Source organism: Streptomyces sp. NPDC006193 (assembly GCF_040613915.1).
In the GTDB taxonomy this organism is placed as follows: domain Bacteria; phylum Actinomycetota; class Actinomycetes; order Streptomycetales; family Streptomycetaceae; genus Streptomyces.
Map to the genome: position 1 here is coordinate 92,005 of NZ_JBEXTB010000017.1, position 19,461 is coordinate 111,465.

At 74.5% G+C, this 19,461-nt stretch carries 18 protein-coding genes and 1 pseudogene; 8 read left to right on the forward strand and 11 right to left on the reverse strand.

Translation table 11 applies throughout. The annotated features are described in order from the left end of the window. Positions 1-75: 75 nt before the first annotated feature. Positions 76-432, forward strand: a complete 357-nt coding sequence (locus ABZ261_RS17770; protein WP_356860094.1) for a helix-turn-helix domain-containing protein — start codon at positions 76-78, stop codon at positions 430-432. 3 nt (positions 433-435) lie between these two features. After that, positions 436-765, forward strand: a pseudogene (locus tag ABZ261_RS17775) (Rid family hydrolase). Between the two features lie 614 nt (positions 766-1,379). On the opposite strand, the gene ABZ261_RS17780 reads toward ABZ261_RS17775, so the two are convergent. From ABZ261_RS17780 to ABZ261_RS17810, 7 genes are all read right to left on the reverse strand, one after another. Further along, positions 1,380-2,090 (reverse strand): DUF2071 domain-containing protein, encoded by a 711-nt coding sequence (locus ABZ261_RS17780; protein ID WP_356860144.1) that lies wholly within the window; start codon positions 2,088-2,090, stop codon positions 1,380-1,382. 98 nt (positions 2,091-2,188) lie between these two features. Then, complete coding sequence (locus ABZ261_RS17785; protein WP_356860096.1) at positions 2,189-2,470, reverse strand: hypothetical protein; 282 nt, start codon at positions 2,468-2,470, stop codon at positions 2,189-2,191. Between the two features lie 105 nt (positions 2,471-2,575). Beyond that, positions 2,576-3,256, reverse strand: coding sequence for a maleylpyruvate isomerase N-terminal domain-containing protein (locus ABZ261_RS17790; RefSeq protein WP_356860098.1), 681 nt, complete (start codon positions 3,254-3,256; stop codon positions 2,576-2,578). 82 nt (positions 3,257-3,338) lie between these two features. Further along, positions 3,339-4,154, reverse strand: coding sequence for an ABC transporter permease (locus ABZ261_RS17795; protein WP_356860100.1), 816 nt, complete (start codon positions 4,152-4,154; stop codon positions 3,339-3,341). A gap of 41 nt (positions 4,155-4,195) precedes the next feature. Beyond that, positions 4,196-5,089, reverse strand: coding sequence for an ABC transporter permease (locus ABZ261_RS17800; RefSeq protein ID WP_356860102.1), 894 nt, complete (start codon positions 5,087-5,089; stop codon positions 4,196-4,198). A gap of 3 nt (positions 5,090-5,092) precedes the next feature. Next, entirely contained in the window at positions 5,093-6,301 is a 1,209-nt protein-coding gene (locus ABZ261_RS17805) for an ABC transporter substrate-binding protein (protein ID WP_356860104.1), read from the reverse strand. A 14-nt stretch (positions 6,302-6,315) separates the two neighbouring features. Next, a complete protein-coding gene (locus ABZ261_RS17810) occupies positions 6,316-7,347 on the reverse strand; it encodes an ABC transporter ATP-binding protein (RefSeq protein ID WP_356860106.1) in 1,032 nt (343 codons plus the stop codon). 110 nt (positions 7,348-7,457) lie between these two features. Here ABZ261_RS17810 and ABZ261_RS17815 point away from each other — a divergent pair, with 110 nt between their 5' ends. Further along, positions 7,458-8,198 (forward strand): GntR family transcriptional regulator, encoded by a 741-nt coding sequence (locus ABZ261_RS17815; protein ID WP_356860108.1) that lies wholly within the window; start codon positions 7,458-7,460, stop codon positions 8,196-8,198. 37 nt (positions 8,199-8,235) lie between these two features. Continuing rightward, positions 8,236-8,997: a hypothetical protein gene (locus ABZ261_RS17820; protein ID WP_356860110.1), complete on the forward strand. Its 762-nt coding sequence runs from the start codon at positions 8,236-8,238 to the stop codon at positions 8,995-8,997. 158 nt (positions 8,998-9,155) lie between these two features. Here the strand turns inward: ABZ261_RS17820 and ABZ261_RS17825 are convergent, their stop codons facing one another. Then, entirely contained in the window at positions 9,156-9,806 is a 651-nt protein-coding gene (locus tag ABZ261_RS17825; protein WP_356860112.1) for an NAD(P)H-dependent oxidoreductase, read from the reverse strand. Between the two features lie 130 nt (positions 9,807-9,936). Between ABZ261_RS17825 and ABZ261_RS17830 the strand changes: the two genes are divergently transcribed. Next, positions 9,937-10,329 carry a helix-turn-helix domain-containing protein gene (locus ABZ261_RS17830; RefSeq protein ID WP_356860114.1) on the forward strand — a complete coding sequence of 131 codons (393 nt, stop codon included), beginning with the start codon at positions 9,937-9,939 and terminating at the stop codon, positions 10,327-10,329. A gap of 356 nt (positions 10,330-10,685) precedes the next feature. On the opposite strand, the gene ABZ261_RS17835 is transcribed toward ABZ261_RS17830, so the two are convergent. Continuing rightward, positions 10,686-12,164, reverse strand: a complete 1,479-nt coding sequence (locus ABZ261_RS17835) for a glutamate-cysteine ligase family protein (protein ID WP_356860116.1) — start codon at positions 12,162-12,164, stop codon at positions 10,686-10,688. An 828-nt stretch (positions 12,165-12,992) separates the two neighbouring features. On the opposite strand from ABZ261_RS17835, the gene ABZ261_RS17840 reads away from it, so the two are divergent. Together ABZ261_RS17840 and ABZ261_RS17845 are read left to right on the forward strand one after the other, a co-directional pair. Continuing rightward, the gene (locus ABZ261_RS17840; RefSeq protein ID WP_356860118.1) at positions 12,993-13,706 is read left to right on the forward strand and encodes an SDR family oxidoreductase; all 714 of its coding nucleotides are present in this window, start codon (positions 12,993-12,995) and stop codon (positions 13,704-13,706) included. A 278-nt stretch (positions 13,707-13,984) separates the two neighbouring features. Beyond that, complete coding sequence (locus tag ABZ261_RS17845; protein WP_356860120.1) at positions 13,985-15,436, forward strand: WGR domain-containing protein; 1,452 nt, start codon at positions 13,985-13,987, stop codon at positions 15,434-15,436. A 120-nt stretch (positions 15,437-15,556) separates the two neighbouring features. Here ABZ261_RS17845 and ABZ261_RS17850 read toward each other — a convergent pair whose 3' ends face one another. Next, positions 15,557-17,131, reverse strand: a complete 1,575-nt coding sequence (locus tag ABZ261_RS17850; protein ID WP_356860122.1) for a glycerol-3-phosphate dehydrogenase/oxidase — start codon at positions 17,129-17,131, stop codon at positions 15,557-15,559. After that, positions 17,128-17,727: a TetR/AcrR family transcriptional regulator gene (locus tag ABZ261_RS17855; RefSeq protein ID WP_356860124.1), complete on the reverse strand. Its 600-nt coding sequence runs from the start codon at positions 17,725-17,727 to the stop codon at positions 17,128-17,130. Before ABZ261_RS17855 ends, ABZ261_RS17850 begins: the two co-directional genes overlap by 4 nt. A 112-nt stretch (positions 17,728-17,839) precedes the next feature. Here ABZ261_RS17855 and ABZ261_RS17860 point away from each other — a divergent pair, with 112 nt between their 5' ends. Further along, positions 17,840-19,432: an FAD-binding oxidoreductase gene (locus tag ABZ261_RS17860; protein WP_356860126.1), complete on the forward strand. Its 1,593-nt coding sequence runs from the start codon at positions 17,840-17,842 to the stop codon at positions 19,430-19,432. Positions 19,433-19,461 lie beyond the last annotated feature (29 nt).

Sequence of the window (19,461 nt, forward strand, 5' to 3'; positions counted from 1 at the left end):
GGAAACACGTCAACGGATGCATGAAATGTAGTACGTGTTTTTGGATGCGTGAAAGCCGGGACGTAGACTCGGGGCATGGATGGAGTGCCCGAGCCACACAGGGGATGGACGTTCCTGACGAACCACGCCCGCGTACTGGCGGCCATCGCGGACGACCACAACGCGCGTATCCGTGACATCGCCGCGCACTGCCGGCTCACCGAGCGCGCGGTGCAGAAGATCATCGCCGACCTGGAGCAGGACGGATACCTCTCCCACACCCGGGAGGGGCGGACCAACACCTACCGGATCGACCCGAGCAAGGTGCTGCGCCACCCCGCGGAGGCCGGCATGGGTCTGACGGTGGCCGCGCTCCTCTCCCTGCTCGTCCAGGACGAGGCCCTCCGCTCCGAACCGTCCCCCCGGCAGAGCGGGCAGCGCGCGACGGCCTAGCAGATCGGTTACGCCCGTGCCGTGGTCGACGGGGACTCGGTGCCTGTGTCCCCTACGACCGGTTTCGACTACGCCACCATGACGATCTCGGGCAGTGCCTGCGCACCATCGCGGCGGCGCTGGCCGAGGCGGGGTGCACCTTCGCCGATCGCCGACGAGGTGCGCGTGCGCTACCTGCTGCCCGACCGCGCCGACTTCGAGTCCTGCAGACCGGTGCTGCGCCGCTGTTTCGGTGACGTCCGGCCGGCCGCCACCATGCTGGAGTGCGGCCCGGCCGACCCCCGCATGAAGATCACGACAGAGGCGTACGCCCGCCGCCGCGCCACCGGCTGAACCGGTCACCGGCTCGGGGGCGGCCCGGGCGGGCCGGGGCGGCGGAATCACTTCCGGGCCGCCGGGCATGTTCGCGGCGGCGCCGAGGGGGTACCCCGCTGGAGGCCGTGGGCCGGCGTCAGGAAGCGGCGGCGGACCACGGCCGTGGACCTCCGGCACCGGGGAGCGCCCTCGCGCTATCTCCTCGCCGGTCACCCCCGTCCTTCCTCGGTGCCGTCGCGTGCGCGGTGGCCTCCGGCCGGGTGCCGGCCGGGCGCGCCGACGGCCGTGATCACCGGCTGGCCCGCACAAATGTCCGCGCTCGCCCCGCGCCCGTCCGGCGGCGGTCCGCCTGTGCGCAGGACGCGGCCCGCGAGGACGCACCCGCACCGGTGTGGACCTCCGCCCGGCTGGCGACGGCGAGGCGGCCTCCCGGCCGGCCGTGCTCTCCGCGTGACTGATCGGCCTCGCCCGCGGAGCCGCGGTCCTCCTCCCGGCCTTGTCGCTCTGCGGCCTGTTCCGGCGGGCGGACACGGCGGGACCGCACCGGGCAGGGGGCCGGACACCGCGCTGACCGGGCCGGTCTCCCGCCGGTCGTCCGCGCCGCCCGGGCGCGGTGCGCGTGCGCGAAGTCGTCATCGCGGCGGGCCGTCTTCCCCTCCCCGGCCGCGTCCCGGCCGCAGCGGGCGCGGTACGCCCAGCCGGACTCCGCGCACCCCGTCCGAGAAGTGCACGACCGGCTCCGCGTCCGGCGGCGGCAGGCCCGCCGCCCGGGTGAGCGTCTCCTCGGCACGGTCGAGGCGCGCCCCGCGCAGCCGCCAGGGTTCGTGCTCGACAGGTGTCTCCCACAGGACGCCGAACCGCCTGCTGTAGGCCCGCCACCGGGACGTCAGCCACACGTCCAGGGGGCCGGGCCGCAGAGGTCCGCCCGGCCGGACGGACACCTGGTACCCGGGCCCGCCGCGCCGCCGGACGCCCGTGTAGAGGACGGAGGCCTCGTGCCGGGACACGGCCAGGCGGCCCAGGCGGTACGGCACCCCCAGCCCGCGGGCCGCGAGCATCGCGGGGCACGCCACCTCCAGGGACAGGAACCACAGCCCGTCCCGGCCGTCCCGGTCACGGACGTAGGTCCGCAGGTTGGTCTCCGCGAAGGACGGCAGGGCGGCGGGGGACCCGGGCGGGCGCACACCGGCCATGACGAACGGGGTGAGGCTCACCCACGCCGCCCCGTCCAGCGTGTCCACGGCGAGGCCCTCCGGCAGCAGGCGCTGCACCCGCTCCGGGGGGTACGCCCAGTGCAGGAACGTCTGGGTCAGCCAGCCGGCGCGCAGTGCGGGCACGCGCACACGCTGCTCCGGCTCGTACGCCACCACGCGCACCGGTTTCCCCGGCGGCCCGCGCCGAAACTCCCGGTGCGGGCGGTGCGCGCGCCGTGGCCGCCCGGTCAGGTGGCGCGGGTGCCGCCGCCGCGGCGGATCCGGCCCAGCAGGTCCCGGTGGTAGGCCGCGAGTTGCCCGTCGGGCACGGGGGCGGGGCTGCCGGCGAGCGTGTACCAGGTGTCGCTGCCGGACTGCTGGACGGCGACGCGCACGCTGTGCCCGTCGGACCCCAGGATGGTCGCGACGGTGAGATCGCCCGTGATGACGCCGACCTCGTCGGTCATGGCGCCGCCCGGGCCGGCGGTGACCCGGTCGACATAACTGGAGACGCTGGGAGGGTTGTTCATGGGCGCAGGGTTCCATCGACCCGGGCGCCCGGCCCCGCACCGCGCTGGTGGCGCCGCCCTGTGTCCCCGTGTTGGCGGTGCGGCCGGGAGCCGGGCGACACCCCGTCAGCCGAACAGAGGGAACCGCTCCGCCGCGGCGCCGAGGGCGGCGCGCTCGGCGCCGGTGAGCGCGGCGCGCCCGGTGGCCACGCGTGCGTAGTGCAGGTCGTTCCACTGCGGGAGGGCGGGCCGGCCGAGCAGGGCGTCCAGGGTGGCGCGCACCGCGGCCAGACCCTCGCGCGAGGGGCCGGGCGCATGCGGGAGGTGGACGGTCAGGTCGAGATGGTGGACGGTCGCCTCGACCGCGAGGGTGGTGATCAGGTCGCCGGCCGTCAGCACGTGCCCCTGCGTGGCCACACGCAGCCCGGGCCGGGCGGCGGCCGCCGCGTGCGCGGCCGCCGCGAGCGTCTCCAGGTACAGCGCGCGCAACTGGCCGAAGTCGAGGAACATGCTGCCGTTGACCCGCGCCCAGCGCCGGCCGTTCGCCGCCCCGGCGGTGCCGGGCCGCCAGTCCTGCCAGTACGTCACCGCGTCCCGGTCGGCGGGCCCGTCCGCGGGCGTGTGCAGGGCCACCAGACCGCGCTGGGCGTCCTGGAGGCAGTGGAAGACGAGGTCGCGCACCGCCCAGCCGGTGCAGCCGGTCGGCAGCCACGACTCGTCGTCGCCGAGACCGGCGACCACCGCCGACGCGGCTTCGTAGGCCGCCCGCAGTGTCGCCGCCGGGCCGGCGGTCGGCTGTGTGCTCATGTGCTCCCCCCTGTCCGGGTACGGGTGGTGTCCGGGTGCGGCTGCCCGGGTGCGGTCGCAGGAAACGGACGGCGCCCGCCGTTCAGACGCGGCTGGAGGTCGCCGTGTCCGCGGAGAGCCGCTGGGCGGCGTAAATCGGGATCACCGACAGCAGGACCAGGACGGCGGCGACGACGTTCACCACGGGGGCCTGCTGGGGACGGGTCATGTTGTCGTAGATCCAGAGCGGGAGCGTCTGGATGCCGGGCCCCGCCGTGAATGTGGTGACCACGATCTCGTCGAAGGACAGGGCGAAGGCGAGCAGGGCGCCGGCCAGCAGCGCTGAGCGGACCAGCGGGAAGGTGACGTCGGCGAACGCGCGGAAGGCGGTCGCGCCGAGGTCCATGGCCGCCTCCTCGTACGAGGCGGCCGTACGGCGCAGCCGGGCCGCCACGTTGTTGAAGACCACGACGATGCAGAACGTGGCGTGCCCGACGATCACGGTGAACAGTCCGAGGCCCACGCCGAGCGGTGCCAGCACCGTGCCGAAGGCCGAGTTGAGGGCGATGCCCGTGACGATGCCGGGCAGCGCGATCGGCAGGACGACGACGAACGACACCGCGTCCCGGCCGAAGAAGCGGTGCCGGGCCACCGCGAACGCGATGAGCGTGCCGAGCACCAGGGCGACGGCGGTGGCCCCGAGCCCCGCCTTCACCGAGACCCACAGCGCCTCGCGGGCACCGGGGTTGCGGACGGCCACCGACCACCAGTGCCCGGTCAGCCCCGGTGGCGGCCAGCCCGCGCTGCGGTCGGGGTTCAGGGAGTTGACGAGGACGAGCAGCAGCGGGGCGTAGATCACCGCGAAACCGAGCCCTGCGCCGGTGCGCAGGGCGATGCGCGCGGTACGGCTGAGATGCATGGCGCTCCTCCCGAAGGCGTACGGGGCCGTCACGGCCGGGGCTACAGGCTGTTCAGGGCGCCGGTGCGGCGGATCGCCAGCAGGTACAGGACGATCACGGCCACGGGCACGGTGCCGAGGGCGGCGGCCATGGGCAGGTTCAGTTCGATGTTGAAGTACACGAGGTTGCCGATGAGCTGGGTCTTCCCGCCGACGATCTGCACGGTGATGTAGTCGCCGAGGCTGAGCGAGAAGGTGAACACGGACCCGGCGGCGAGCGACGGCAGCACCATCGGCAGCACCACCGAGCGGAAGGTCCGGCCGGCCCGCGCGCCCAGGTCGGCCGACGCGTCGAGCAGGCCGTCCGGAAGCTGTTCGAGGGCCGTGTGGACCGGCAGGATCATGTACGGCAGCCACAGGTATGTGAGGGTGAGGACGGTGGCCGGCAGCCCGTAGCCGGGACCGCTCAGACCGAACGGCGCGAGCATCCAGTCGGCGAGGCCGCCCTCGGACAGGATGAGCCGCCAGGCGTAGACCTTCACCAGGTAACTCGCCCACAGCGGGGTGAGGATGGCCACGACGAGCAGCGGACGCAGGCGCGGCCGGGCCACGCGCGCGGTGCAGAAGGCGACCGGGAAGGCGATCACCGCGCACAGCACGGTCACCGTGAGGGCCACCCCGACGCTGCGCAGGACGACCTGCCGGAACACCGGTGTGGTGAACAGCTGGTGGAAGTTGTCCGTCGACCAGACCTTCACCACCCGGGAGGTGAAGGAGTCCGTCGTCCAGAAGGCGGAGAGGAACAGCACGGCCAGCGAGCCGAGGTAGACGACGGCCAGCCACAGCATGGGGGCGGTGAGCAGGAGGGCGAGGCGCAGCCGGGGCCTGCGGTGCAGGGTTCCCGCGAGCCGCCGGACGGTTCCCCGGCCGGCGGCGGTCGTCGCTTCGGTCGTCACGGTTCAGCCCTTGATCTCGGTCCAGGCCTGCACCCACTGGGCGTACGGCACGCACCGCACGTCCCGGCGGCCGTCCAGGCACTGCTCGATGGGCGTGTTCCAGAACGCGATCTTCTTCCAGTACTCCTCGTCGGCGGCGTGGTAGACCGTGCAGAAGTTCTTGTCGCTGGTCTCGGCGCACGCCCGGGAGTTGGCCGGGGCCTCGCCGAAGTACTCGGCGACCTGGGCGTTGACCTCGGGCGAGACGATCCAGTCCAGCCACTTGTAGGTGCAGTTGGGGTGTGCGGCCTTCGCCGAGACCATCCAGGTGTCGGACCAGCCGGTCGACCCCTCCTTCGGGACCAGCGCCCTGACCTTCGCGCCCTCGGAGGCGGCGAGGTTGGCGATCACCTGCCAGGTGGTGCCGATCACCGAGTCGCCGCTCTTGAAGGCGGAGACCTCCTTCAGGTAGTCGCTCCAGTACTCGCCGACGTTCGCGTTCTGCCGCTTCAGCAGTGCGACGGCCGCGTCGAACTGCTTCCGGTCGAGCGCGTACGGGTCCTCGATCTTCAGCTCGGGCCGGGTGGCCTTCAGGTACAGGGCGGCGTCGGCGATGTAGATCGGCGAGTCGTAGGCGGTGACGTGCCCCTTGTGGGCCGGTGCCTCGTCGAAGACGGCCGACCAGGAGGTGGGCGCGGGCTTCACCTTCTGCGTGTTGTACATCAGCAGGTTGGCGCCCCGGCCGTGGGGGATGCCGTACATCTGTCCCCGGACGGAGTTCCAGGCGCCGTTCTTCAGCCCGCTGAAGACCTCCTTGTAGTGGGGGACGAGTGCGGTGTTGACGGGGGCCGCGTCACCGGAGGCGATCAGACGCAGGGAGGCGTCGCCGGAGGCGGAGACGGCGTCGTACTCCCCGGTCTTCATCAGTTTGACCATCTCGTCCGAGCTGGCGGCGACTTTGGCGTGGACCTGGCACCCCGTGCGCTTCTCGAAGCCGCTGACCCAGTCCGCCTTCGGGTCGTTGGAGCCGTCCTCGACGTAGCCGGCCCAGGCGATCAGATTGACCTGGCCCTCCGGCTTGCCGAGTTTCGCCGGCGGTTTCAGTGAGGGCGGATTGAGGCCGGCGGGGGACGAGTCGGAGGAGCCGGAGGAGCCGCAGGCGGCGGCGAGCAGCAGGGCGGCGGCGCAGACGGCGGCGCGCAGGGGACGGGTGAGGCGCACGGCGTACTCCATGGGGAGGGGGCTGGTCAGGAGGGGAGCCGGACGGCGTGCCGGCGGTGCCACCGGAGGCGGACCCGGGCGCCGCGGTAGGCGGCGACGTCCGCGGAGGAGGTGGCGAGGTTCTGCTGCAGGGCGGTGAGCCGGCCGCCGCCGTCCAGGTCGACCAGGAAGCGGGTGGCGTCGCCGAGGTAGACGACCTCGGCGACGGTACCGGTGGCGGTGGCGTGCTCCGGCTCGTCCGCCTCGGCCGACTCCTTCAGGACCCGGATCTTCTCCGGGCGGATGTTGTACGTGCCCGGCGAGCCGGTCATCCGGTGGGCCGTCTCGCCGTCGAGGAGGTTGGAGGCGCCGACGAAGGACGCGACGAAGGCGGACGCCGGCCGTTCGTAGATCTCCGCGGGAGTGCCGGCCTGCGCGATGCGGCCCCGGTCGAACACGGCGATGCGGTCGCTCATCGTCAGGGCCTCCTCCTGGTCGTGGGTGACGAGGACGAAGGTGATGCCCACCTCCCGCTGCAGCGCCTTGAGTTCGACCTGCATCTGCTGGCGCAGCTTGAGGTCGAGGGCGCCGAGCGGCTCGTCCAGCAGCAGCACCCGGGGGCGGCCGACCAGCGCGCGGGCGAGGGCGACGCGCTGGCGCTGCCCGCCCGAGAGCTGGGCGGGGCGCCGCTGGCCGTAGCCTTCGAGGCGGACCTCGGCGAGCGCCTTGCGGGCGCGGACGAGCCGTTCGGCCTTCGGCACCTTGCGGACCTTCAGGCCGTAGGCGACGTTCTGCTCGACCGTCATGTGCGGGAAGAGGGCGTAGTCCTGGAAGACGGTGTGCACGTCCCGCTGATACGGCGGGAGGCCGGTGACCTCCTGCCCGGCGAGTTCGATCCGGCCCCGGTCGGGTGTCTCGAACCCCGCGACGAGCCGCAGGACGGTCGTCTTCCCGGAGCCGGACGGGCCGAGCACCGAGAAGAACTCCCCGTCCCGTATCTCCAGGTCGATCCCGTCCACGGCGGTCGTCTCGCCGAACGACTTGCTCAGGTTCTGCAGCCGGATCGCAATTCCCTCCATAGGGGAACCTTTCTGGCGGGCTGGACGTTGACCGCAAACATATGAAGTCATAGTTCAAAGCTCAAGAGGCCCTTAGGGTAAAGCTTCAGTCAACGCACGAGGTGGTGACCGTGAGGCAGCACGAGAGCGGCGGAGGCGCCCGCAGGGCCGTCTTCAGCCCGGTGGACAACCGGGCCCGCGTGGACGCCGTCGTCCGCCGCATCGGCGACGCCATAGAGCTCGGTCTCCTCGCGGAGGGGGAGCAGCTCCCCGGCGAGAGCGAACTCGCCGGCCAGCTCGGCGTCTCCACCGTCACCCTGCGCGAGGCGCTCATGGCCCTGCGGCAGCAAGGACTGGTCGTCACCCGCCGGGGCCGCGGAGGCGGCAGTTTCGTCTCCCTGCCCGAGGTCCCCGCCGACGACCGCCTCCGTACGCGGCTGCGCGGCTGGAGCACCGAGGAACTGCGCGACCTCGGCGACCACTGGGCCGCCCTGTCCGGGGCCGCCGCCCGCCTCGCCGCCCAGCGCACCGAGCCCGCGGACCTCCACCCGCTGCGCAGGACCGCCGGGGAGCTGGCCGCCGCCGAGGAGGCCCCGGCCCGCAGCCGGCTGTACGGCCGCTTCCACGTCGAGCTCGCCGCCGCCGCCCAGTCCGCCCGCCTCACCCGCGAGCAGGTCGCCCTGCAGAGCGAGGTCGGAGCCCTGCTGTGCCTCGTCCTCGCCGACGACCCATATCGTGAAGAAGTTGCGGAGCGTCACCGCTCCCTCGTCTCGGCGGTGCAGGATGGGGCCCGTGAAACGGCCGGCACGCTGGCCGAGCGGTGCGTCACGGAATCGGCGGCGCGGCTCGTCGCCGTCCGTCTCACGCTCTGACCGCGCCGCGTCCGGTCGCCGTCCGCTGGAGGACATCATGGGCTGGAGCCCCGGACTGGCCGCGCCGGCCACGGACACGGAGACGTGGGTGGCGGCACAGGTGGGCGGCGCGCTGGAGGCCGTCTTCGAGACGGTGGCCGCCACCCGCGCCGAGACGGCCGCCCTGCTGCACCGGGTGGCCGCCGAGGGCCGCCCGCCCGTCAGCGCCGACCTCGCCGCCCTGCGCCCCGGACTGCATCTCCGGCTGGGCCGCGGGGAACTCGTCTCCGGCGCCGGCTTCGTCGCGGCCCCCGGCCTGCTGACCGACGTACCGGTCTGCCTGGAATGGTGGCAGCGGGGCGCCCGCGGTGACGTACGCCCGCTCCTGCTCGACCTCGACCCCGGGCGCTCGGCGTACTGCGACTACACGCACTGGGACTGGTTCGCGCTGCCCCGCGACACCGGCCGCCGGGCCGTCGCCGGGCCGTACGTGGACTACCTGTGCTCCGACGAGTACAGCCTCACCCTGTCCGAACCGGTCGTTGTCCAGGGGCGGTTCGCCGGGGTGGCCGCCGCCGACGTGTACCTGCGGCACTTCGAGGCGGCCGTGCTGCCGCTGCTGCGGCGGCTGGCCCGCCCCGCCCGCCTGGTCAACGCCCGGGGCCGGGTCGCCGCCTCCACCGACCCCGCCCACCTGGCCGGTTCCCTCACCAGGGGCCCGGACTTCGGGAGGCTCCTCGCCGAGGGGCGCCCCGCGACGCACGGCGGCCTGCGGCTGGTGCCGTGCCGGGGTGTTCCGCTGGTCATCGCCCTGACCTGAGCCCGGGGGCACGCGGTCCCGCCGGCCGCCCGTCGGCCCGGGCTGCCGCGCCCGCTCGGCCGGTGCCGGTCCGGCGGCCTGGGCGCGGCACGGCGCTCGAGGGTCCGGGGCCGGCCGGCCGGGCGGGCGGTCCTCCGGCGCCCGGACCGGGGGGCCGCTCAGGCCGCGAGGCGCTCCGCGAGCTGCTTCGCCCGGGCGGCGGCGTCCTCGAAGGCCCGGTCCCGGGAGGCCTCGTACAGCGGGACCAGCTCGGCCATCGCCGGGTTCTTCGGGGCCATCGTCAGCTCCGGGACGATGAAGTGCACGTCCAGGCCGAGGCCGTCGGCGAGGACGGCCTGGAGGTAGGTCTGCACGTACTCGTACGGCTCGCGCGGGGTGCCCGGCGCGTAGGAGCCGCCCCGGCTGGCGACGACGGTCACCGGGGTGCCCTTGGCCGAGGGGTTCTCGCCCGCGGTGCGGCCCATGAGGATCACGTTGTCCAGCCAGGCCTTGAGGGTCGACGGGATCGAGTAGTTGTACATCGGGGCGCCGATCAGGACGGCGTCGGCCCGCTCCAGCTCCTCGATCAGTTCCAGCCGCTCGGCGAAGGCGGCGGCCTGCGCGGGGGTGTGGCCGGCCGGGTCGGTGAAGCCGGCGAGGTGCGCCTCGGCGGTGATGTGCGCGACGGGCTGCGCCGCCAGGTCGCGGTAGATCACCGTGCCGTGCGGGTGCTGCTCCTCCCAGTGCCTGCGGAAGGTCTCCGTCACGGCGCGGGAGGCCGACGCCTCGGTCGGGAACACGGACGAGTCGATGTGCAGCAGGGTCGCCATGGGTGTCTCCAGGAGAGTTCGGGGCGGCAGGACGCGACGGCACGTCCGGCTCATGTTTCGTATGGAGCTATTTCTAGCACAGGGACTTACTTTTTCTCACCCCCCTACGTCGGGGTAGTACTCTGGGATCATGGCGGCGTACGAGAACCACGACAGCGCGGCGTGCAAGCGGGTGGACGACGGGATCACCCGCGTCTTCCAGCTGCTCGGCAAACGCTGGAGCGGTCCGATCGTGTCCGTCCTGGTGGAGCAGCCGGCCTACTTCGCCGACCTGCGGCGGGCCATCCCCGGCATCAGCGAACGCATGCTGTCCGACCGGCTCGCGGAACTCGGCGCGGCCGGTCTCGTCCTGCGCGAGGTGGACGAGGGGCCGCCCCTGCGCGTGTCCTACCGGCTGACCGAGGCCGGCGCGGCCCTGGAGCCCGCACTGCGGGAACTGGCGGGGTGGGCGAAGGTCCACCTGCCGGACGCGGCGGCCTGTCCCGCGACGAGCCTGGAACGGCCCGCCGGCCCACCGGCCTAGCGGTTCCGCCCGGATCGGCTCGCCCGTACCGGGCGTGCGCGGATGCTCGCGCGACGCGACGCGACGCGACGCGGCGCGGCGCTGCGTCGGACGCCGCGGCCCCGGCTGACCGGACGCCCCCTGGGCGCCCGGCCCCGTGGCCCGCGCCGTGCGGGCCGCCCTCGCGGCCGCGCCGCGCTGCGTCCGTGCATCCGTGCGGAGGCGGCGGGCCGCCTCGCCGCCGTGCCGTGGCGACGCCGGCGCCGTGCGCGCTGCCTCCGCCGTCGCGGTGCTTCGCCTTCGACGCGGCGCGCGCTTCCGCCGTCGCCGTGCGTCACCGTCGGCGTGGTAGGAGCTGTCTCCGCCGTCGCGGTGCGTCAGTCGACCGGCCAGGTGTGCACCGGGGCGTTGAGGTGCATGTAGTCGATGTACAGCTGCGTCATCCGCCGCAACGCCTCGTGCCGGCCGGCATGCTCGGTGTCGGCCAGGTGGCGGACCATCTCCTTCTGCCACACCGCGCCGTTCCGCGCCGTCACGCAGCGCTGCTCGATGATGCCGAGCAGCGGTTCCCGCCACGCCTCGTCCATCCCCGAGCGCTCCAGCCCGCGGTGCGCGAGCGGCAGCAGTCGCCGCAGGACCAGTTCCGGCACCGGTACCTCGCCCATCCCGGGCCAGTACAGCAGGGCGTCGATGCCGTGCCGGGCGGCGGCGTGCAGGTTCTCCTCGGCGGCCGAGAAGGACATCCGCGACCACACCGGCCGGTCCTCCTCGACCAGGGCGCGGGTGAGCCCGTAGTAGAAAGCGCCGTTGGCGAGGGTGTCGGCCACGGTCGGGCCCGCCGGCAGCACCCGGTTCTCCACCCGGATGTGCGGCCGGTCGCGGGAGACGGCGTAGACGGGCCGGTTCCAGCGGTAGATCGTGCCGTTGTGCAGGGTCAGTTCGCCCAGTTCGGGGATGTCGCCGCTGTCGAGCGTCTCCGCCGGGTCCTGCGCGTCGCACAGCGGCAGGAGGGCCGGGAAGTAGCGCAGATTCTCCTCGAACAGGTCGAAGACGCTGGTGATCCACCGCTCCCCGAACCAGACCCGGGGCCGCACCCCCTGCACCTTGATCTCCTCCGGGCGGGTGTCGGTGGCCTGCTCGAACAGCGGGATCCGGGTCTCGTGCCACAGCTCCTTGCCGAACAGGAACGGGGAGTTGGCCGCGAGCGCGACCTGGACCCCGGCGATCGCCTGCGCCGCGTTCCAGTAGGCGGCGAACTCCTCCGGAGACACCTGCAGATGGAACTGCGTGCTCGTGCACGCGGCCTCCGGGGTGATGGTGTCCGCGTAGGTCCGCAGCCGGTCGACGCCGTCGATCTCGATCCGCAGGTCCTCGCCCCGGGCCGCGAAGACCTGGTCGTTCAGCAGCCGGTAGCGGGGGTTCTCCGACAGCGCCCCCTCACCGATCGCCTCCTGCCGCAGCGTGGGCAGGATCCCGACCATGATCAGACGGGCACCGACCGACCGGGCCCGCTCGTCGGCGTGGTTCAGCGCTGCCCTGATCTCCGACTCCCAGGCGTCCGGGCCGCCGGCCGTCAGCCGCCGCGGCGGAACGTTGATCTCCAGGTTGAACCGGCCCAGCTCGGTGGACCACGCCGGGTCGGAGAGCGCCTCCAGCACGTCGATGTTGCGCATCGCCGGTTCGGCGGCCTCGTCGACCAGGTTCAGCTCTATCTCCAGGCCGACCTGCGGCCGCTCCGACTCGAACCGCGCCTCGCGGAGCATCTGCGCCAGCGCGTCCAGGCACGACTGCATCTTGATCCGGTACCGGCGGCGGTCCTCGCGGGTGAAGACGAGCGCCGGGACATCGCGCCCCATCGGCCCTCCAGGTCCCCTCGTCGGACACCTCTCCCCCCAGCGTCGCACCATCGCCCACCCCGTACCACGCCGCTCCACGGTCGGCCGGGGGAGGGCGCCGCGCACGCCCGCGCCGCGGGCGGACCGCCGAAGTCGGATCCCGGAGGCGAGGGCGCACCCGCGCATCGGCACACGCCGGCGGCCCGCAAGGGGCAGGCGGCCGGTGCGGGGGGAGCCGCGGCGGGCGGGGTGAGGAGCGTGCGCCGCGTCCCCTCGGGGCTGCGCGGATCGAAGCCCCCTGAGCCCCCACCGCACCTCGGCGCAGGCGTTCGGGCACCGGAAGACGCTCGTCCCGGAGCGGGCGCTCCGGGCCGCGCTGCGGCCCCGAGCGGCCCGGCGTGCGCCGGATAGGCGGCGGCGATTGCCGCACGCACCCGGCTCCGCCTGCGGTTCCGGCGGGCCGGGGCGGTGCCGCAGGGGCGGTCGCCGCGCCGCGCCTCACCCGGCCGGGTCCCGCCGGACGGGCCCCACGCGATGCCGGGCGCAGCGACGCGCTTCGAGTTCTCCCCGGACTGCGGCGCCGCCGGTGCGCTCGGCGTCGGAGGGTCCGAACGAGCCGGTCGCGTGCGGGAGGTCCGCCCGCGCCGTGGTCCCGCGGCCGGCGCGCCGTCCCGGCCTGCGACCGGCGGCGGGCCTGCCGGCGGGGGAGGGGAACGGCAATCCGCGCGCTCGGCCGTTCCCCGCCCCGTCGGCCGCACCGGCCGGGCATCCCGGCAGCCCGCCCTTGCGGTCGGAAACCGATCGGTTTACCGTGGTGGTAAACCGATCGGTTTCCCCTGGGAGATGCACATGACCTCGATCAAGAACTCCGTCGCGCTGGTCACCGGCGGCAGCCGCGGCCTGGGCAAGGCACTGGTGGAGGAGCTGTACGCGCGCGGCGCCGCCAAGGTGTACGCCACGGCCCGCGACCCGCGGAGCGTGACGCACCCCGACGCCGTGCCCCTGGCCCTGGAGGTCACCGACCCCCGCTCGGTCGAGGAGGCGGCGGCGCGGGCGCGGGACGTCACCGTCGTGGTCAACAACGCCGGCGTCTCGCTGGGCGCGACCTCCTTCCTGGACGCCCCGCTGGAGGACGTGCGCCGGGAGTTCGAGACCAACTTCTACGGCCCGCTCCTGGTCACCCGGGCCTTCGTGCCGGTCGTCGAGCGCAACGGCGGAGGGCACCTCCTCAACGTGCACTCCGTGCTCTCCTGGGTCGGCCTTGCGGGCTCCTACAGCGCCACCAAGGCGGCGCTGTGGTCCCAGACCAACTCCCTGCGGCTGGAACTGGCGCCACGCGGCATCGGCGTCACCGGGCTGCACGTCGGCTACGTCGACACCGACATGGCCGCGCACGTCGACGCGCCCAAGTCCGCGCCGCGCGATGTCGCCGCCCTCGCGCTGGACGGCGTCGAGTCCGGGGCGTACGAGGTGCTCGCGGACGACCTCAGCCGACGCGTCAAGGCGGCACTCTCCGGTGACCTGGCGGCGCTCTACCCGCAGCTGACGGACCAGGCCGTGTAGCCGACCCGATCCGGTCGGCTGACCGCGGTGGGGCTCCTGCGGGAGGCGTACACCGCCGGCGTGAGCGCCACGGCAGCACCTTGCCGGCGGTGCTCAGACGTCGTCGTGCTGCGCGGTCGGCGCTGCCGCGACCCGCCCTGGCCGCGGGTCCGTCCGCCGTCGCCGCAGGCCGGGACCGCGCGGTCCCGGAGGGCCGTTGTCAGTGGGTCCCCCTACGGTGAGGAGCAGTCAGGACCTGCTGGAACGGCCGCAGGTCCGTCCCTGGGGAGGGGTCTGCCATGTCCACGGCGTCCACGGTGTCGACGACGTATCTGGAGCTGTCGCAGGAGGGCGGCGGGGCGCACAAGTTCTATGAAGTGACCGTCGACGGCGTGGTGGTGACGGTGCGCTACGGCAGGATCGGGGCTGCCGGCCAGACGCAGACGACGACGTTCCCGACCGCGGAGAAGGCGCGGGCCGCTGCGGCGAAGAAGGTGGGGGAGAAGGTCCGCAAGGGATACGCCCCGGCCGTTCCGGGACAGCGCGCCCCACGCGCGGTGACCCGGCGCCAGGTCAGCTCGGCGCCGTCCACGGCGCGGGCGGTGGCGCCGGTGCTGTGGCGGTTCCGCACCGGCTCGGCCGCGTTCGGCATCCACGTCGACGACGAGCACTGCTGGGTGGGCAACCAGGCGGGGGACGTCTACACCCTGGACCACGAGGGCGCCGTCCTGGCCCGGTACAGTCTGCCGGACGGTGTGAAGTGCCTGGTCGCCGACGACTTCTGGATCTACGCCGGCTGCGACGACGGCAAGGTCTACGACCTCTCCTCCAAGCTGCCCTTCGCCGCCTACGACATCGCGGCCGACGTCGACATCTTCTGGCTGGACATCCACGAGGGCGTCCTCGACGTCTCGGACCGCGAGGGCAGGCTCACCGTCATCGACCACGAGGACGAGCACCAGTGGTCCCGCCGCAGCCAGGGCGAGCACGCCTGGATGGTCCGGGCCGACGACCGGGCCGTCTACCACGGCCACCACCAGGGCGTCACCGCCTACGCGCCGGACGGCGGCCGGGAGCTGTGGCACACCCGCACCCGGGGCGGCGTCCTGTTCGGCTGGCAGGAGCACGACGCGGTGTACGCGGGCACCGCGCACCGGGTGGTCCAGCGGCTGTCGAAGGACACCGGCGCGGTCGAGGCGACGTACGCGTGCGACAGCAGCGTGTACTCGTGCGCCACCTCGCCCGGCGGCCGGTACGTCTTCGCCGGCGACGCGGCCTCCTCCGTCTACTGCTTCGACCGGGACGGCACGCGCCTGTGGAAGCTCGGCACGGGCAGCGGTTCGGCGCTGTCCATGCAGTACCACGACGAGCGCCTCTACCTGGTGACCACGGACGGCTCCCTCGTCTGCGTCGACGCGAGCGAGGCGGCCGTCTCCGCCGCCCAGCAGGGCACCGTGCCGGTGGTGCGGGACGTCAAGCTCGCCGCCGCCCTGCCGACGTACGCTCCGGCCACGACCGTCACCTCGGTGGCCACGGTCGCCCAGGCCCCCGCCGGGGCGGTGGTGGTCGAGTGCACCCGGGAAGGCGGCCGGCTGCGGGTCCACGTCGTCTCCGAGGGATACAACTCCTCCTGGAACGTGCAGTTCCCCCGTGCGATACGGGAACCCGGCGCACGGTACGTCGTGGACGCCCTGCACCCGGCGGCGGGCGGCTTCTACCGCGTCCGGGGCGACATCCGGCGCCTGCTCTGACCGCCTGTCAGCCGGCGCCGCCGAGCCGTCGGCACGGGACCGCCCGCTCGACCGCACCCCCCTGCCCGTCCGGCTCCACCCGGTACAGCCGGGCTCGGCGAGCCGGTCCCGTCGGGCGGGTCAGGACCGCGGGGCCGCCGCACGCTGAAGGATCTCCCGTGCGGCGGGGACCGCGCGGGCGCGGTCCGCGGGCACCACGCCGATCCGGGTGCGGCGGTCCAGGAGGTCCGACGCGTCGAGCGCGCCCTCGTGCCGGACCGCCCAGAGGAGTTCGGCCAGGGTGACGGGGTGACCGGGCAACACCGGTTCGGCCAGGGCGGGGTCCTCGGCGGCGAGGGCGTGGACGGCCGCGGCCTCGGCGCCGTAGCGGCGGACCAGGCGGCCGGGGACGGGCAGCGCCCGCAGCCGTCCGGGGGCGGCGGCGCCGACCAGGGGCAGCTCGGCGGTGGGGGAGGGGCCCGCGCGCAGGCCCCGAGCCCGGACCGCGGCGTCCACCGCGTCCTGCGCCATCCGCCGGTACGTGGTGAGCTTGCCGCCGACCACCGTGGTGACGCCGTCGGGCGAGGTCAGCACCGCGTGCCGGCGGGAGACGTCGGCGGTGCGGGCCGCGCCGCCGCCGTGCCCGGCGGTGTCCAGCAGCGGACGCAGCCCGGCGAAGGCGCCGACGACCTCGGTCCTGCGCACCGGGGTGTCCAGGACGGAGCCGAGCACGTCCAGGAGGAAGCCGATGTCGGTCTCGGGGACCTCCGGGACGTCGGGGATCCCTCCTTCGACGGGCTCGTCGGTGAGACCGACGTACACCCGGCCGTCGCCCTGCGGCAGGACCAGCACGAACCGGTTGGTCTCGCCGGGCACCGGGACGTGCAGGCCGGCCGGCAGCGCGCCGAGCCGCTGCGAGCGCAGGACCAGGTGGGTGCCGCGGGACGGCCGGATCCGGATGCCGTGGGCCAGCCCGCCCGCCCACACCCCGGTGGCGTTGATCACCGCGCGGGCCCTGATCTCGCCCTCCTCGCCGGTGAGTTCGTCGCGGATCCGGGCGCCCGTCCCGGTCAGCTCCAGCGCCCGGGTCCGGGTCAGCACCCGGGCGCCGTGCGCGGCGGCCGTCCGGGCCAGGGCGGTCACCAGGCGGGCGTCGTCGACCACCCTGCCGTCCCAGGAGAGCAGGCCGCCGCGCAGCCCGGCCGCCCGGACCGAGGGGGCCAGGTGCCGTGCCTCCGTCGCCGACAGCCGGCGCGGGGCGGGCAGCACCTGCCGCGGGGTCCGGGCGGCCAGCCGCAGCATGTCCCCGGCCCGGAACCCGGCCCACGCCAGCGACGCCTGCGCACGGGAAACCAGCGGGGTCAACGGCAGCACGAAGGGCTGGGCGACCACCAGGTGCGGGGCCGTGCGGGTCATCAGGACCCCGCGTTCGACCGCGCTCTCGCGGGCCACGTCGAACTGCGCGGCGGCCAGATAGCGCAGCCCGCCGTGGATCAGTTTCGAACTCCAGCGGGAGGTGCCGAAGGCGAGGTCGTGGGCATCGACCGCGACGACGTCCAGACCGCGGGCCGCCGCGTCCAGCGCGGCTCCGGCACCCGTGGCGCCGAGCCCGACGACCAGGACGTCGGCCACCCGGCCGTCCGCGGCCTCGGCCAGCTCCCGGCCGCGCCGGCGTGCGTTCAGGGACGAGCCGGGTGCGGCCTCGGTGGCGCTCATGGCGTCAGGGTCCTCTCCAGGAGGGTGCGCAACTCGCCGAGGAAGGCCGCGGAGTCCAGCTCCGGATCGTCCTCGTCGGTCATCGTGCGCAGGGACAGGGTGAAGGACTGCACGGTCAGCAGCAGGGCGCGCGCCTGCCGCTCGGTGTGGCCGCTGCGCACGGACCCGTCCGCGTGCCCCTCGCGCAGGGCGTCGGCCAGCAGCGCCAGCAGCGCCTCCTGGCTCGCGCCGCGCCGGTCGAGCACGTACGGCAGGAGCAGTTCCGGATCCACGTCGACGATCTTCCGGAAGAGGGGGTGCGCCCGGAACGCCTCCACGCCCGCCACCAGGCCGTCCACGATCCGGGAGCGCGTGCTGGTTCCGGGCGCCGGGTCCGGCATGGCCCGGGTGGCCACGTCGATCCACTCACGGGTCATCAGATCGCCCACCAGGGTCCGCAGATCCGGCCAGTGCCGGTACAGCGTCATCCGGGAGACACCGGCGCGGCGGGCCACGTCCGCGAGGGTGGTGCGCCGCACCCCGACGGCCAGCACGCAGTCGCGCACCGCGTCGAGGACGCGGTCGGCGCCCGAAGCGTTGTGACGAATAGGCGTCATGTGTCACAGTGTAACGCCCGGAGGGCCGGCCGGGGCGGCCCCGTACCCGGAGGGCAGCCGAGCCGGGGCTCACCACCACACCGACCAGCCGACCTGTGAGGACGACCGTTCAATGGACATGCTGTGGAACGGCTGGGGAGACCCGGCCGAGGCGGCACCCCTGCCCGGCGCGGTGACCGCGCTGCTGCGCGACCTGCTCGGCGTCAGGCCGCGCACCGCGCCCGCCCCCGCTCTCGCGGACGTCCGCCTGCCCGCCGCCACGGTCGCCCCCGCCGCACTGCGGGCCCTCGCCGAGGCCGTCGGCGGCGACGAACACGTCCGCACGGACACGGAGAGCCGCGTCCGGCACACCCGCGGCAAGTCCACCCCCGACCTGCTGCGCATGCGCGCCGGCGACTTCACGGACGTGCCGCAGGCGGTCGTCCTGCCCGGCTCCCACGACGAGGTCCTCGCCGTGCTGCGCGCCTGCGCCGCCCACAGCCTCTCCGTCGTCCCCTTCGGCGGCGGCACCTCGGTCGTCGGCGGACTCGCCCCGCAGCGCAGCGCGTTCGTCACCCTCGACCTGCGCCGCATGAACCGCCTGCTCGACCTGGACCCCGTCTCGCGCACCGCCGTCCTCCAGCCCGGCCTGCGCGCCCCCGAGGCCGAGGGCCTGCTCGCCGCCCACGGCTTCACCCTCGGCCACTTCCCGCAGTCCTTCGAGTGGGCCACCATCGGCGGTTTCGCCGCCGCCCGCTCCAGCGGCCAGGCGTCCGCCGGATACGGCCGCTTCGACGAGATGGTCCTCGCCCTGACCCTGGCCACCCCCGAGGGCGTGATCGAGACCGGCCGCGCCCCCCGCTCCGCCGCCGGCCCCGACCTGCGCCAGCTGGTCCTCGGCTCCGAGGGCGCCTTCGGTGTCATCACCTCCGTCACGGTGCGCCTGCGCCCGCTGCCCGAGACGCGGCTGTACGAGGGCTGGCGGTTCCGCTCCTTCGACGACGGGGCCGCCGCGCTGCGCAGGCTCGCCCAGGACGGGCCCCGGCCGACCGTGCTGCGCCTGTCCGACGAGACCGAGACGCTCATCGGCCTCGCCCAGCCCGACGCGATCGGCGCGGGGCGGGAGCGGAGCGACGCCGGATGCCTCATGATCACCGGGTACGAGGGCACCGCCCAGGACACCGCACGGCGCCGGGAGCGGGCGGCGGCCGTCCTGACGGAGTGCGGCGGCGCCTCCGCCGGCCCGGAACCGGGCGAACAGTGGGCCCGCGGCCGCTACTCCGCCCCCTACCTGCGCGACGCCCTGCTCGAGGCGGGCGCCTTCGCCGAGACGCTGGAGACCGCGGCCTTCTGGTCCCGGATCCCCGGCCTGTACCGGGCCGTCCGCACCGCCCTGACCGACACCCTCACCGACGCCGGCACCCCGCCGCTGGTGATGTGCCACATCAGCCATGTGTACGAGAACGGGGCCTCGCTGTACTTCACCGTCGTCAGCGCCCAGGGCGAGGACCCGGTGGCGCACTGGGCGCCCGCCAAGCGCGCCGCCGCCGAGGCCGTGCTGGCGGCCGGCGGCACCATCTCCCACCACCACGGGGTCGGCACCGACCACCGCGACTGGTACGTCCGCGAAGCCGGCCCGCTCGCCGTCTCCGCCCTGCGCGCGGTCAAGCGCCGCCTCGACCCCGACTGGCTCCTCAACCCGGGCGTCCTGCTGCCCACCGACTGACCCACCGTCCGACCGCCTGCCTCGGAGGC